This is a genomic window from Agrilactobacillus yilanensis (genome assembly GCF_003946725.1).
GTDB lineage: Bacteria > Bacillota > Bacilli > Lactobacillales > Lactobacillaceae > Agrilactobacillus > Agrilactobacillus yilanensis.
The window spans coordinates 60125-75337 of sequence record NZ_RHOY01000005.1; the positions used below are offsets into that span (position 1 = coordinate 60125).

The window sequence follows — 15213 nt, forward strand, 5'->3', positions numbered from 1 at the left end:
TATTATTAGCTAGAATTCTAAAAATTCTTTGCCTTTTCTTTATTAAAACCATAGGCTTCAAAAAAGCTTTCACGAAATTCCAACAAATTGTCATCCATAATGGCTTGACGAACTTGATTCATTAAATGAATTAAAAAGTACAAGTTGTGATAGCTTGCTAAATGTAAGCCAAACATTTCATCTGCTTTAATCAGATGTCGGATATAAGCCCGTGTATAGTTTCGGCAGACATAGCAATTACAATTATCGTCTAACGGTGTAAAATCTTCGGCATATTTGGCATTTTTCACGACTAAGCGGCCATGAGATGTCATCACCGTACCATTACGGCCAATTCGTGTCGGTAGGACACAATCAAACATATCAATACCCCGAATAACCCCATCAATTAAAGCATCCGGTGAACCAACACCCATTAAATATCTTGGTTTATTGCCAGGTAACAATGGGGTCGTAAAGTCCAAAACTCGATTCATTTCTGCCTTGGATTCCCCAACCGATAAACCACCAATGGCATAACCCGGGAAATCCAAGCTGACTAAATCTTTTGCGCTTTGAGTCCGCAAATCTTGGAATCCAGCACCTTGAACGATACCAAACAAGCCTTGATCCTCAGGACGGCTGTGCGCCTTTAAGCCCCGTTCTGCCCAGCGGCTCGTCCGAGCAACTGATTTTTTAACGTAATCATAACTTTCGAAAAATGGCGGACATTCATCTAAACTCATCATAATGTCAGCACCTAAATCGTTTTCAATTTGCATCGCCTTTTCAGGAGACAAAAACATCTTAGCGCCATTCAAATGATTCTTAAAAGTGACCCCTTCTTCGGTGATATTACGCGTATCTGCCAAAGAGAAAACTTGAAAACCACCGGAATCTGTTAAAATACCTTGATCCCAATTCATAAATTTATGCAGACCACCGGCTTTTTTTACAATATTCTCGCCGGGTCGTAACCAAAGGTGGTAGGTATTGGATAAAATAATCCCCGCACCCATATCTTTTAATTCTTCCGGCGCCATTGATTTAACAGATGCCAATGTCCCAACAGGCATAAACATTGGTGTTAAAAAACTGCCATGAGGGGTTGTTACCTCTCCTAGACGTGCGCCGGTATGCTTTTCTTCTTTAATTAAGCGATAAGTAATCGCTGGTGCCATGTAAACAACTCCTCTTAATAAGTCCACTCCACAATATAGCAATATATCAGCTTGTCGTCAACCTATCCTTTAATAAATCAAACTAAAGTCTGGGTTTTAAGGCGCCAATAAAAAAAGCACGGTCAAAAGTTATTTTAAACCGGCTTCTTTAAAATTTATTTAATGAACATTGCGTCCCCAAAACTAAAGAAACGATATTTTTCATCAATTGCGTGCTGGTAAGCTTTTAAAATAGTATCCCGACCTGTAAAGGCTGCAACTAACATCACCAGCGTAGATTTTGGTAAATGGAAATTAGTAATAAAGGCATTCACTACTTGCCACTGATAACCAGGTTTAATAAAAATATCGGTCCAGCCGCTATCTGCTTTTATTTCACCATGGAATTTAGTTCCAATTGTTTCTAATGTTCGAATGGAAGTAGTCCCTGTTGCAATAATCCGGCCGCCATTCGCCCGTACTTCATTTAACGTTTTAGCAGCAGCTTCCGTTAGCCGATAAAATTCTGAGTGCATTTTATGGTCTTCAATATTATCTTCAGAAACTGGTCTAAATGTCCCTAAGCCAACATGTAGCGTCAAATAAACGAGCTTAACCCCTTTTGCTTCCGCTTTTTGCAATAATTCTTTCGTCCAATGCAAACCAGCGGTCGGTGCAGCAGCAGAACCATTTTCTTTAGCATAAACGGTCTGATACATTTCTGGATTATCTAATTTTGCTTTGATATAAGGCGGTAATGGTGTTTCCCCAAGCCTTTCCAAAATTTCCATAAAGATACCATCATAGTCAAATTTAACCATCCGACCACCATGATCTAACTCTTCAGTAACGGTACATTTTAAAGCACCATCACCAAAAACGACCTCAGTCCCTACTTTTGCACGGCGCGCCGGTTTCATCAAGGTTTCCCAAGTATCCCCTTCGGCATTGCGCAATAACAAGACCTCTTCATGACCGCCGGTTTCAGGTTTGACACCATATAATCTGGCCGGCATGACCCGGGTATCGTTCATCACGACCGCATCCCCTGGGTGTAATTCATCCAAAATATCATAAAAATGCGCATCCGTCATTGTCCCAGTTTGATGGTCTAAAATCAACATGCGAGAAGCATCCCGGTCTTTTAAAGGTGTTTGCGCAATTAGCGCTTCTGGTAAATTATAATCAAAATCTTCAGTTGTTAACATATTCCGCCACTTTCTACTTCTTAATTAATCCGGTTTTCGTCGTGTGAAACCCAAATGTGTGTAACTTTTATCGGTGACCATTCTACCACGAGGCGTCCGTTTTAAGAACCCTTTTTGTAATAAATAAGGTTCATACATTTCTTCAATGGTCTGAACTTCTTCACCAACATTAGCCGCAATCGTTTTTAAACCAACCGGGCCACCGTTATAAAATTCAATGATAATTTGTAAAATTTTGCGATCTACTTGATCTAAGCCATCATCGTCAACTTCTAATTGGGTTAAGGCTTGCGCGGCAATCGTCGCATCTACGCCATCCACCCCGCTGACCTCCGCAAAATCACGAATTCGCTTTAGCAGCCGATTGGCCACTCGTGGTGTCCCTCGAGAACGCCGCCCAATTTCTCTAGCACCGTCTTCTGTAATCGTCAAATTAAAAATAGAAGCTGTCCGTTTAATAATCCGCATCAATTCTGCCACACTATAATAGCTCATATGCGCCACAATACCAAAACGATCTCGCAATGGTGCAGATAGCAACCCCGCTCTAGTCGTCGCCCCGATCAAGGTGAACGGCGGTAATGGAAAATGCACAGGATGGGCAGCAGGCCCTTCGCCCACTACAATATCAATATAAAAATCTTCCATTGCGGAATAAAGTACTTCTTCAACGGCTTTAGGCAGCCGATGGATTTCATCAATAAACAAAACATCCCCAGGTTTGAGTTCTGCCAATAAAGCTACCAAATCACCAGACTTTTCAATGGCTGGGCCACTTGTCGTCCGTACGTTGACTTGCATTTCATTGGCAATGACTAACGCTAATGTTGTTTTCCCCAAACCTGGTGGACCATACAATAAGACATGATCTAAAGATTCTTGGCGATTGCTGGCCGCCTGAATATAAACAGATAGCTCCCGTCGAATCTTTTCTTGACCAATATAAGTTTTTAACGTTTGTGGCCGCAAAGATTTCTCAATCATCGCTTCTTGATGATCATCTGAAGTTTGAGCAACAAGCCGGTCTTGATCAAATTCTTCTGCCATTTAAAAATTGCTCCTTTGTCACGTAATCTAAGCTCTGGTTAATAATCGTAACCCTTCTCGCAAATAAGCATCCGTTGTATCGGCATTAAAGTCTGTCAATTCTGGAATAACTTTGTCAATATCCCGTCGACTAAAGCCTAAAGCCCCTAAAGCCGCAACAGCATCTTGCAATAAGGCATCATCTTTGACCCCTAACGGTAATAGTTCGGTCTCTGTCATGACCGGCGTCTCTGCTGGCGGTAAGGTACTATCATCAATTTTAGTGATTTTTTCTTTCAAATCAATAATAATTTGCTGTGCTGTTTTTTTACCCACGCCGGGGAATTTCGTCAAATAACGTGAATCCTCTTGGCGGATAGCCATGACTAAGCCATTATGGTTGCTGGCAGCTAAAATAGCTAACGCACTTTTAGGGCCAATTCCCGTAACGCCGATTAATAATTCAAACAATTGTTTTTCTGCCGCATCTACAAAACCATATAAAATATGGGCTGAATCAGAAATTGTTTGATGAATATAAATTTTAGTCGTTTGCTCTGTTTCAAAAGCATACGGATTAGCAACTAACAGTTTATAGCCGATTTGGTTGACCTCTAAAACAATATAGCCGGTCTGAATATCGGTCACCTGTCCAATAAAATATTCATACATGAAGAAAACTCCTTAACCAATAAGTTGGGGTACAAATGTTTGCGTTATTTAATTGTAGCATATAATTTATTAAGCACCAAATAATCGTAAGCCAACCACCCCAAAAACAATTAACAAGGTAAAAAAGCCCTTTTGCCAATTAAAATTTTCTTTAAGGACGATGACCCCATAGCCTACGGAACTCACAGCACCAATACTTGTCCAAACAGCATAGGCAATACTCAATGGGATTGTTTTGGTAACCACACTCAAAATACCAATACTCACAAAAACAAAGAGCATCGACAGCAAACTATAATAACGTTTCCCAGTAGCCTGGGCGCGGCTGACAAAAGCGATAAAGCCCAATTCACAAAGACCCGCAATAATTAATAATAACCAAGCCATTACGATGCACGCGCCTTTCCATCAGCTAATTTTAAACCGATAATGCCAATCAGTAAAACAGTTAGTGAAATTAATTTTAATAAATTATGGGATTCATGGAAAACAAGCATCCCTAACAACGCGGTTCCGGCAGTCCCTATCCCGGTGAAAACTGCATAAGATACGCCAACGCCAAATTCATTAATGACAGACTCTAACAATTTAAAACTAATCCATAAAACAACTAAAGTTATCAACGTCGGCCATAGTCGTGTAAATCCATGGGACAACGTCATCGTATAGGCCCAGATAATTTCAAGTAAGCCTGCTGAAATTAACTTTAAATAACTCATTTATTTCACTCCTATAAAATAAAAAAAGCCCTTAGAATGCATGGCCACATTCTAAGAGCCGAAATTCTCCGTTTAATTAATTAACTTGAGTTTATCTTAGCACATTTTAAATTAATTGAAAACTTTTTTTATAGCCCATAGCTTTCATGGGCATCTTGAATTCGTTTAAACATGTGCCCCAAATCTTTTTCCGTAAACTGGACTAATACCGGCCGGCCGTGGGGACAATTAAAGGGATTTTCTGCGGTACTTAGCTTCACTAATAACGCCTTTGCCTGCTGATCATCCAGATGATGGTTCGCCTTAATCGCCCGCTTACAGCTCATCATAATCGCCGTTTTTTCACGGAATTTGGCCACGGTCATTTGCTTATCCGCCAAAATACCGTCAATCATTTCTCGAATGGTTGCTTCTTCTTGCCCTGCTTTGAACCAAGTGGGATGGGTGTGCACAATAAAACTATTTTGACCAAAATTTTCTAACTGTACGCCAACTTGTTGTAAAAGTGGCAGTCGATCTTGAATGGCTAGCTGTTCGGCACTGCTGTAATTCAAAACAATCGGTACCAATAAATTCTGCTGATCTTGGCTGACTTCACCGATCGCTTGCCGATATTTCTCATAATTCACCCGTTCTTGGGCGGCATGCTGATCAATTAAGTAAAAGCCATCGGTACTTTCAGCGATTAAATACGTGCCATGGATTTGGCCGATATAGCGCAGCTTTGGAAACCGGGTTGCCGTTTGATCGGCCAAGGCAGAAACCGGGGGTGCTTTCGCGGCTACTTCTTCGGTTGCCGCTTGCCCAAATGGCCAGACATTTTTTTCAGTTTGATAACGACTATCCCAAGCAGCCAAACGTTTAGGCTCATCAAAAATAGAAGTTGTCGGCAATTCTGGCTCTACGGTTGGCTCAGCCGGCTTCGTTATCGGTGCTGGCGAATTAACCGCCTGATAATTCTGAGCCACTGGTTCTTGTACTGTTTGCGCATCAGGGCTGCTTTGACTCAAAAAATCCTTAGAGGTGGCATCTAGCATCATTGCTAACTGCTCTTTTTTAATTTTTGGCGCAGTCGTCCCTGACAGATTAGCCACGGCATCGGGAATCAAATTTTGCGGCTGCAAGGTGTTCAAAACACTTGTTGTCAACAACTGTCCTAAGGCGTCTTCTTTACTTAAACGGACTTCTTGTTTGGTGGGATGTACGTTGACGTCCACTAAAAATGGATCCATCTGCAAATTAATAATCGCTAGCGGATAACGCCCTACCATTAACTTAGAACCATAACCGGCAATCAATGCCTTCGTTAAAGCGGCATTTTTGACGTAGCGCCCATTGATAAATAAAGAGACGTAATTACGGCTGGCTCGAGTTAATTTAGGAAGTGAGACAAAACCGTTGATTTGAAAATCTAAATCGTGCCCTTTTAATGGCAGCATTTGCCGGCCAATACTAATACTATAAATTTCTGTGATCGTCCGCAAAAGGTCTCCGGAGCCGCTGGTTTTTAGCAATATATTGCCGTTATTGGCAAACGTCCAAGCTGTTTGGGGATGCGCTAAGGCTAAACGATTCACAATATCTGCAATGTGCGCCAGTTCTGTGCTCACCGATTTAACATATTTAAGACGGGCCGGGGTATTATAAAATAAATCATTCACTGAAATAAAAGTCCCTTGTCGGGATGTTTGCGATTTTTGCGCCAAAACTTGGCCGCCTGCAAGGTCGATTTGCGTTCCTAGCCCTGATTCTGTGGCGGTCAGCATTGTTACTTTAGCCACTGCCGCAATACTAGCCAAAGCTTCACCTCTAAAACCTAGAGAGTGCACCCGGAATAAATCATCCCGGCTCGTAATTTTGCTCGTTGTATGGGGCAAAAAAGCTAAGGCAACTTGTGTTTTAGGAATACCTTGTCCATTATCACTAATCGTAATTTTACTTAAGCCAGCATCAACGACATTAATGTCAATCTGGGTGGCCTGAGCATCTAAGGCATTTTCTGCTAATTCTTTAACTACTGAAGCCGGTCGCTCAATGACTTCGCCGGCAGCGATTTGATTACTTAATTGTTCCGATAATTCGTGAATTTCAGCCATATTTTTGCCCCCGCTTTCCACAAATCAAACTTATTTTTTTAATAATTTTTGCCATTGATAAATCAAATTCATGGCATCCATTGGCGTTGTATCCATCAGATCCATTGTTTTTAAGTCTGCTAGCACTTTTTTAGCCTTACTTGGTATTGGTTTTGTTTCAGGCACTGGTTCCGGGAACAAAGAAAGTTGTGCTTCCGTTTTGGTTTTGACGGTCAATGGTGCTGGTGCTGGTTCAGCGACTTTAAAAGCTGACGTTGTGCTGGCAGCCGGTGTTGCCGCCGAACTGTCTTTTTCAAGATGGTTCAAAATATGGTCTGCCCGCTGCAGTAAATTGTCTGGTAAACCGGCGAGTTTAGCCACATGGATCCCATAAGATTTATCTGCTGGGCCGGCCAATACTTTGTGCATAAAAATTAATTTCCCATTTTCTTCCGTTGCCCCAACATGAACATTTTTTAACTGTGTCAAAGTTTCGCTGAGGCTTGTTAATTCATGATAATGGGTCGAAAATAACGTTTTGGCATGAATGTTATCGTGAATGTATTCAATAATGGCTTGTGCTAAAGCCATACCATCATATGTTGCTGTCCCCCGGCCTAATTCATCAAATAAAATCAGGCTGCGTTGACTGGCATGACTTAATGCGTTATTGGCTTCAATCATTTCTACCATGAACGTACTTTTACCAGAGATTAAATCATCCCCAGCACCGATACGTGTAAAAATTTGATCAAATATTGGCAGTTCACAAGTGTCTGCTGGTACAAAAGAACCAATTTGAGCCATGATTACCGTTAAAGCCAGCTGCCGCATGTACGTGCTTTTCCCTGACATATTTGGTCCGGTAATCAATAAAATATCCGTCTGCTGTGTCATTGTCACGTCATTGGCAATATATTGTTCAGGTCCTAAAACCTTTTCCACAACGGGATGCCGGCCATTGGTAATATGGATACCTTGCTGATGGCTGACAAAGGTTGGTTTAATATAATGTTGAGCTTCAGCTACTACTGAAAAGCCTTGTAAAACATCAATTTCTGATAAAACACTCGCTAACTGCTGTAGTCGCTGAATTTGTTTTTTAATCTGTTCGCGAACTGTCGTAAATAACTGGTATTCCAAAGCCGTCGATTTTTCCTGTGCTTCCAAAATCAAATGTTCTTTTTCTTTTAGTTCCGGCGTAATGTATCGCTCCGCATTAGTCAATGTTTGTTTCCGTTCATAACGGCCTTTAGGCACTTGATTAAGATTGGTTTTGGTCACTTCAATAAAGTAGCCAAAGACTTTATTAAAGCCAATTTTTAAATTATGAATGCCAGTTGCTTCTCGTTCTTGAGCTTCCAGGGCGGCAATCCATTGCTTCCCGTTGTTCATGGCATCTCGATAGGCATCTAATTGGGTATTATAGCCATTTTTAATAATATCACCTTCAGTTACTGAAATCGGCGCATCTTCTAAAATAGCCCGATCAATTAAATCATAAACCTCGGGGACACCGTCAATTTGCGGTATTAACGTATCAAAGACCGGCGTTTGCATTTGGCCTAAAATATCTTTGATAATCGGCACTTGCTGTAGTGAATCTTTTAATTGTAATAAGTCACGGCCATTAACACTGCCAAAAGCTACTCGACCAGCCAAACGTTCCAAATCATAAACTTTAGTTAACGCTTCTTGTAACGTGCTGCGTTCAAAAAAATGTGCACTAAAAGCGGCAACACGATCTTGACGTAACGTAATTGCCTGCTTAGATAATAACGGCCGATCTAGCCATTGCTTTAACCGGCGACCGCCCATCGCTGTTTTTGTCCGATCCAACAGCCATAATAACGTGCCATGCCGGCTGCCACTGCGCATCGAGCGCATGATTTCTAAAGTATCTTTTACTTGATGCGCCATTTGTAGGAACTGACTTGGTTCATATTCTACAGCAACTTGTAGGTGGGCCAACGACCGTTTTTGCGTCGCCACCAAGTACAAAACTAACGTCTTCAAAACTGCCCGTTCAGTGGTTTTTTCTAAACCTTGACTGACAAAATTAACTTCGGCACTGGCCTTAGCATCTGCTTGTGTGGAAATTAAAATATTTAATTGTGCCAACTTAGTACGTGTTTCAGGATCAAGCGTTTCGGGCACAACCACTTCTTTTGTACGTAGACTCAATAATTCATTTAAGACATCCTCAAAATCAGTTAATTCTGAAACGTAAATTTCACCCGTGGCCAGATCTGTGTAGGCAAAACCATACAGCTGATCTTGTTGATAGACTGCGGTTAAAAAATTACTTTCTTTCGTTTGCCCCGGTTTTTCGGCCATCATCGTTCCTGGTGTAACTAGCTGCACCACCGACCGTTTAACCATGCCCACTGCCGTCCGTGGGTCTTCCATTTGCTCACAGATCGCCACTTTATAGCCTTTGTCGACTAAAATATCCACATAGTTTTGGGCCGCACGATGGGGAACGCCGCACATTGGAATGGGATCAGTGGCACTTTTATTCCGTGAAGTTAAGGTCAACTCTAAAATTTGTGCCCCTTTAATAGCATCTTCAAAAAATAATTCATAAAAATCACCTAGTCGGTAAAACAAAAAAGCATCAGGATATTGATCCTTGATGACTTGATATTGTTGCATCATTGGTGTGTCTTTCGTCTTTTGTGGCATCAAAAATCTCCCTTTCTACTGAGCTTTAGGCGCCATCATCTGTTGTAATTCAGCTTCAAATAAGCCGGTAATGTGTTCTAAAATTTCATCGGCTTCATATAAACTTTGGCGATAGGCAATCGTTAGTGGATCCCGCTCGATACTTTGTTTTAACGTATCGGCCTTCATCGCAGCTTGCTTAGCCGCCTTTGGCTTTTCTAATTTTTGATAAATTACAATATCCCGCTGTGCTTTTTTTAAATCCGCCTGTAATTCTTTTAAATGCGGACTATTTAAAACTTGCGCCTCAATTTTTTGATAATCTTCAATGATTGGTTCAGCCACCAAAGCCGCATCTAATACGGCTAAAGCTTCAGCGATATTTGGTTCTAATGCTTGTAGTTGTTTTTGTAAGTCAGTCGCCATCGTTATACCTCAAATAATGGAAAATCTCGATCAATTCGAATTGTTTTAATTTTTTTGGCCTGGCCTGTTTTTTCATCAATATCTATATAACAAGCCCCTAATTGCCCGGTGCCTTCTTCGATCGGTTCAAAGCGGGCCGGTAATCTTGTTAAAAAATTGTGAATGACGGGTTCTTTTTTCACCCCAAGGATACCTTCATAAGAGCCTGTCATGCCCACATCGCTTAAAAAGGCAGTCCCCTCTGGTAAAATACGGGCATCATTGGTTTGAACATGGGTATGCGTCCCAATAACTGCCGATACGCGGCCATCTAAATAATAAGCCAATGCCAATTTTTCACTAGTAACCTCGCCGTGAAAATCCACAAATACAAGTGGGGTTACTTTTAAAATTTCGGTTAAAAGCTGATCAGCCACCGTAAAAGGATCATCAATCGCATCTAAGAAAATACGCCCTTGTAGATTGATAACTGCTAATTTCGTCTGATTGACATTGACGATCGTGTAACCGGTCCCAGGTACACCGGCTGGAAAATTAGCTGGTCGTACCAATTTTGCGGCATCATCAATAAAATCTAAAATATCCCGCTTGCGAAAAGCATGGTTTCCTAAAGTGACGACATCTGTCCCAGCTTGCAATAAAGCTTTATATAATTTTTCAGTGATGCCCTTGCCATCTGCAATGTTTTCGCCGTTCACAATGGTCACTTGTGGTTTTAATTGTCGCTTAAGTTCTGGTAGATAGCGTTGCACTAATTTTAAGCCCAATTGGCCAACGACATCTCCTATAAATAATATCCGCAAAATAGTAGCTCCCTCGTTAAAGTCTATATGCCATTTTAACAAAAAGAAGCAATCAAAACAAAATTTTACAAGTTGTTTTAATCGCTTACTGACTTTAATTATTTTTTTAAATGATAAGAATAAGTGGTCACATAAATATTTTTTTGATTGGCAAAGGCTTGGCGTAATCGTAAGGCCGTTTGATTATGCAAAGCTTGCTGCCAAGGTTTACGCGGCACAAACTGCGGAATTAACACAGTCGTTGAATAATTCCGGCGTAAGGCATTTTTGCTAATCACATGGGTAAACCGGACTACTGGCTTGGCAATGGACCGATAATTGGAATGCACATCCACAAAACGAACCTCTGGAAAATCTTTTTTAAATTGAGATTGAATTTCTTTTTCCTTATCCGGATTTTCATCCATGGAAACATGGACGGCAATAACGTAATCACCGATAGATTCCGCATAACTCAATGCGGCCTTTGTAACTTGCGTGATGTTACTAATCAAGACGATGACCGTTGCCCCATCATAGTGATGTAAGACGGCATCCGTTGCTTCCAAACGCAGCTGTTCCGCAATTTTTTTGTAATGGTCATGAATCTTGTAAAAGATATAGACTAAGACGGGCATGATAATGAAGAATGGCCAAATATCCGTTAGTCGATAGACAAATAAAATAATTAAGATGGCAAAAGAAATCAAAGCCCCTGTGAAATTGGCGATAGATTTCCCAATCCAACCTTTAGGCCGCTCCCGCCACCATTTTACAATCATCCCTGATTGAGACAATGTGAACGGAATAAATACCCCTACGGCATAAAGCGGAATTAAATTGGCAGTAACCCCTTTAAATAAAACGATTAAAAAGGCAGAGCCAAGCGCCAAAGTCATAATCCCATTTGAGTACCCTAACCGGTCGCCCCGATCCATGTAATTATGCGGTAAATATTTATCTCGGGCTAAGTTATAAGCCAAAACCGGAAAAGCAGAAAATCCGGTATTGGCAGCAACTGCCAAAATAAAGGCCGTGGCAAATTGCACCATATAAAATAAAAAGCCATGTCCAAAAGTTGTGCTAGCGACTTGTGACAAGACCGTTACCTTAGCTTCGGGTACAATGCCGTACCAATAGTTCAAAAAGGTAATGCCCGCAAAGAAGAACCCTAAAATTGCAGCCATGATCGCCAATGTTTCCGCAGCATGTTTGGCCCGAGGTTTTTTAAAGAATGGCACCGCATTACTGATCGCTTCTACCCCAGTCAAAGAAGATGACCCAGATGAGAACGCTCTGAAGATCAAAGCCATACTGATACCTGGCACAACACTGCCAACCGTGGCAGCTGCTTTAAATGGAATAGCCCCACTCAAAATTTTATATAAGCCGACAACAATCATTAAAGTCATCATTGCCACAAATAAATAAACCGGAATCATCAAGAATGATGCTGATTCGCTCATTCCCCGCAAATTCATCAACATTAAAGCTAAAATAATAACTAGTGAAATGGCTACTTGATGCCCATACAGTGCAGGTATTGCCGAGGTAATCGCCTCCGCACCGGCAGAAACACTAACTGATACCGTCAACATATAATCAATTAACAATGAGCCGCCAGCCGCTAAGCCTGCTCTTTGCCCTAAATTATCACTAGATACCTTATAGGCACCGCCACCCCCAGGATAGGCATGAATAATTTGCCGATAAGATAAGGTTAAGGACAATAACAAAACTAAAACGAAGGCCGCAATTGGTAACGAATACCAAATCGCTGCAACGGATAATTGTGTTAAAACCAAAACAATTTGTTCCGTCCCATAAGCGACAGAAGATAACGCATCAGAGCTTAGCATTGCCAAAGCTTTTAGCTTACCTAACTTTTGACCGCCTTCTTCAGAAGACTTTAATGGGCGGCCAATGAAAACCCGCTTAAACTGTTGCATCTTTGTTTCTCCTCGAAAATTCTATAATCTGATATTGCAATCGCAATCTATTGTAGTCTACAACATTCAAAAGAGAATTACCATGGTTTATTTTATTATAAATTCAAATAATTTATAATCATTTTCACAGCTTTATTTTTCTAAGTTTAACCATTGAAGTCATAACAATTGTCTACGAAAAAAAGAGCAATGTGCCCCTTGTTTTTCGAGGTCACAACGCCCTGTTTTCATAGTATTATCTGCAAGGTTATGCTTTAACTTTTTGTTCGATGATAACGATATCCGCATACTGCAATTTTTTCTTAGCAACTGCTTCAACTGCCGCTTTTGCCTCTTCGTTGATTTCAAGACTTGCTTTATCAACGCCTGGCATTAAGTTTTCAATTGCAAAATCAATCTCTTCTGACTTAACTTGACGACTATCCGCCATGATGATGATGTCAATTCGATTGAATGCATCTACGTAATAAACATGTAAGTTGCCTAAAGTGTAAGTTCTAAAATATTTAATCCCGGATTTACCATAAAGATAACTAATTGTTCTTGGAATCATTTTGTGTAGACTGGCATTTAATTTAATTGGTAATTCAATCAAGTGCATGAAATCAGCTCCTATCTATGTTTTCTTATTATAATTATAAGAAATATCTTCAAATGACACAAGGTCTAAACTTTGTCTTTTTTATGTGCAAAAGATGAACTTGTGTTAACGTTTTATAAATATATATTAACACTACTTGTCAATTATGCACTTAAAAATTTATTTTTTTGAAATAAAAAAACCAAGCCAAAAAATTACTTTGACTTGGTTTTTTAAATACGTTCACTAGAGCAAAGTTCTAGTTCACACGCTTTTTGACTACATCATACCGCCCATGCCTGGTGCTGCGGGTGCAGCTGGCGCTGGGTTTTCTTCTGGAATATCACTAACAACGGCTTCAGTTGTTAAAATCAATGAAGCTACAGAAGCTGCGTTTTGCAAGGCAGAACGTGTTACTTTAGTAGGATCAATGATGCCGGCTTCAACCATGTTTTCCCATTTGTCAGTTGCAGCATTATAACCAACTTCAACTTTTTCATTTCTCAAATGTTCAACGATGACAGAACCTTCTTTACCTGCATTGTAGGCAATTTGACGAACAGGTTCTTCTAAAGCACGTAAGACGATGTTAATCCCAGTTTGTACGTCGCCGTCTTCTTTCAAAGCAGCAACTGCAGGAATAGCATTCATTAATGCTGTACCACCACCAGCTACATAGCCTTCTTCAACAGCGGCACGTGTTGCATTCAAGGCATCTTCAATCCGATATTTACGTTCTTTTAATTCAGTTTCAGTAGCTGCACCAACGTTAACAACAGCCACACCGCCGGCTAATTTAGCCAAACGTTCTTGTAATTTTTCACGATCAAAGTCAGATGTTGTATCGTCTACTTGTTTCTTGATCGTTTCTACACGTTCATTAATGTCAGCTGCGGCACCAGCACCTTCAACGATTGTTGTATCATCTTTAGTAACTGTGACTTTACCAGCTTGACCTAATTGTTCTAACTTAGTATCTTTTAATTCTAAGCCTAAATCAGATGTGATCAAAGTACCGCCTGTTAAGATCGCAATATCTTCCAATTGTGCCTTACGACGATCACCAAAGCCAGGTGCTTTAACAGCAACGACATTAAATGTCCCACGAATTTTATTTAAAACTAAAGTAGGTAAAGCTTCACCTTCAACATCATCAGCGATGATTAATAAAGATTTGCCTTGTTGTACGATTTCTTGTAATAATGGTAAAATTTCTTGGATGTTAGAAATCTTTTTGTCAGTAATTAAGATGTAAGGATTGTCTAAATCTGCTTCCATCTTGTCATTATCTGTTACCATATATTGAGATAGGTAGCCACGATCAAATTGCATCCCTTCAACAACGTTTAATTCAGTTTCGATCCCTTTGGATTCTTCGATGGTAATAACCCCGTCATTACCAACTTTTTCCATAGCATCGGCAATTAAAGCACCAACTTCTTCACTGCTAGAAGATACAGAAGCAACTTGGGCGATTTGATCTTTTGTTTCAACGTTATGTGAATTGGCATGTAACGCATCAACAGCGGCAGCAGTTGCTTTTTCGATCCCAGTCCGGATCCCAACTGGATTAGCACCAGCAGTAACGTTCTTCAAACCTTCGCGAACGATAGCTTGTGTCAAAACAGTTGCTGTTGTTGTCCCATCACCAGCGATATCGTTTGTTTTAGAAGCTACTTCGGATACTAATTTGGCACCCATATTTTCGTAGTGATCTTCTAATTCAATATCTTTAGCAATTGTTACACCATCATTTGTAATTTCTGGTGCACCGTAAGATTTTTCCAAAACGACATTACGGCCTTTAGGACCTAATGTTGTTTTGACAGTATCTGCTAATTTATCAACACCGCGTAACATTGCGGAACGTGCTTCTTCAGAAAACTTAATATCTTTAGCCATCTTTATACATCCACCTCAATAATATTTTTGTTTTACTATTTTTTTATTTCTTATTATTTTGAGCTATCACG

Annotated in this window: 13 protein-coding genes; all 13 read right to left on the bottom strand. The window is 40.4% G+C overall.

The window, feature by feature from the left end:
- Positions 1-17: 17 nt before the first annotated feature.
- A complete protein-coding gene (tgt, locus tag EKM93_RS05250) occupies positions 18-1160 on the bottom strand; it encodes a tRNA guanosine(34) transglycosylase Tgt (RefSeq protein WP_125713782.1) in 1143 nt (380 codons plus the stop codon).
- Positions 1161-1315: 155 nt separating this feature from the next.
- Positions 1316-2347 (bottom strand): tRNA preQ1(34) S-adenosylmethionine ribosyltransferase-isomerase QueA, encoded by a 1032-nt coding sequence (queA, locus tag EKM93_RS05255; protein WP_125713784.1) that lies wholly within the window; start codon positions 2345-2347, stop codon positions 1316-1318.
- A 24-nt stretch (positions 2348-2371) separates the two neighbouring features.
- The gene (ruvB, locus tag EKM93_RS05260; RefSeq protein ID WP_125713786.1) at positions 2372-3394 is read right to left on the bottom strand and encodes a Holliday junction branch migration DNA helicase RuvB; all 1023 of its coding nucleotides are present in this window, start codon (positions 3392-3394) and stop codon (positions 2372-2374) included.
- Between the two features lie 27 nt (positions 3395-3421).
- Positions 3422-4045: a Holliday junction branch migration protein RuvA gene (gene ruvA / locus EKM93_RS05265; protein WP_125713787.1), complete on the bottom strand. Its 624-nt coding sequence runs from the start codon at positions 4043-4045 to the stop codon at positions 3422-3424.
- 69 nt (positions 4046-4114) lie between these two features.
- Positions 4115-4432, bottom strand: a complete 318-nt coding sequence (locus tag EKM93_RS05270; protein WP_125713789.1) for a DMT family transporter — start codon at positions 4430-4432, stop codon at positions 4115-4117.
- Entirely contained in the window at positions 4432-4764 is a 333-nt protein-coding gene (locus EKM93_RS05275; RefSeq protein WP_125713791.1) for a DMT family transporter, read from the bottom strand. The genes EKM93_RS05270 and EKM93_RS05275 overlap by 1 nt, the downstream gene beginning before the upstream one ends.
- Positions 4765-4892: 128 nt before the next feature.
- Positions 4893-6860, bottom strand: a complete 1968-nt coding sequence (mutL, locus tag EKM93_RS05280; protein ID WP_125713793.1) for a DNA mismatch repair endonuclease MutL — start codon at positions 6858-6860, stop codon at positions 4893-4895.
- Between the two features lie 30 nt (positions 6861-6890).
- Positions 6891-9524, bottom strand: a complete 2634-nt coding sequence (mutS, locus tag EKM93_RS05285) for a DNA mismatch repair protein MutS (RefSeq protein WP_125713795.1) — start codon at positions 9522-9524, stop codon at positions 6891-6893.
- Between the two features lie 15 nt (positions 9525-9539).
- Complete coding sequence (locus EKM93_RS05290) at positions 9540-9929, bottom strand: YlbF family regulator (RefSeq protein WP_125713797.1); 390 nt, start codon at positions 9927-9929, stop codon at positions 9540-9542.
- Between the two features lie 2 nt (positions 9930-9931).
- Positions 9932-10732, bottom strand: a complete 801-nt coding sequence (locus EKM93_RS05295; RefSeq protein ID WP_125713799.1) for a TIGR00282 family metallophosphoesterase — start codon at positions 10730-10732, stop codon at positions 9932-9934.
- A 98-nt stretch (positions 10733-10830) separates the two neighbouring features.
- Entirely contained in the window at positions 10831-12660 is a 1830-nt protein-coding gene (locus EKM93_RS05300; RefSeq protein WP_125713801.1) for an amino acid permease, read from the bottom strand.
- 247 nt (positions 12661-12907) lie between these two features.
- Positions 12908-13261, bottom strand: coding sequence for a DUF1827 family protein (locus tag EKM93_RS05305; protein ID WP_125713803.1), 354 nt, complete (start codon positions 13259-13261; stop codon positions 12908-12910).
- A gap of 258 nt (positions 13262-13519) precedes the next feature.
- Positions 13520-15142: a chaperonin GroEL gene (gene groL / locus EKM93_RS05310; protein WP_125713805.1), complete on the bottom strand. Its 1623-nt coding sequence runs from the start codon at positions 15140-15142 to the stop codon at positions 13520-13522.
- Positions 15143-15213 lie beyond the last annotated feature (71 nt).

Coding starts and splice junctions, on each gene's coding strand:
- tgt (WP_125713782.1), bottom strand. CDS start 1,160: ATGGCACCAGCGATTACTTATCGCTTAATTAAAGAAGAAAAGCATACC.
- queA (WP_125713784.1), bottom strand. CDS start 2,347: ATGTTAACAACTGAAGATTTTGATTATAATTTACCAGAAGCGCTAATT.
- ruvB (WP_125713786.1), bottom strand. CDS start 3,394: ATGGCAGAAGAATTTGATCAAGACCGGCTTGTTGCTCAAACTTCAGAT.
- ruvA (WP_125713787.1), bottom strand. CDS start 4,045: ATGTATGAATATTTTATTGGACAGGTGACCGATATTCAGACCGGCTAT.
- EKM93_RS05270 (WP_125713789.1), bottom strand. CDS start 4,432: ATGGCTTGGTTATTATTAATTATTGCGGGTCTTTGTGAATTGGGCTTT.
- EKM93_RS05275 (WP_125713791.1), bottom strand. CDS start 4,764: ATGAGTTATTTAAAGTTAATTTCAGCAGGCTTACTTGAAATTATCTGG.
- mutL (WP_125713793.1), bottom strand. CDS start 6,860: ATGGCTGAAATTCACGAATTATCGGAACAATTAAGTAATCAAATCGCT.
- mutS (WP_125713795.1), bottom strand. CDS start 9,524: ATGCCACAAAAGACGAAAGACACACCAATGATGCAACAATATCAAGTC.
- EKM93_RS05290 (WP_125713797.1), bottom strand. CDS start 9,929: ATGGCGACTGACTTACAAAAACAACTACAAGCATTAGAACCAAATATC.
- EKM93_RS05300 (WP_125713801.1), bottom strand. CDS start 12,660: ATGCAACAGTTTAAGCGGGTTTTCATTGGCCGCCCATTAAAGTCTTCT.
- EKM93_RS05305 (WP_125713803.1), bottom strand. CDS start 13,261: ATGCACTTGATTGAATTACCAATTAAATTAAATGCCAGTCTACACAAA.
- groL (WP_125713805.1), bottom strand. CDS start 15,142: ATGGCTAAAGATATTAAGTTTTCTGAAGAAGCACGTTCCGCAATGTTA.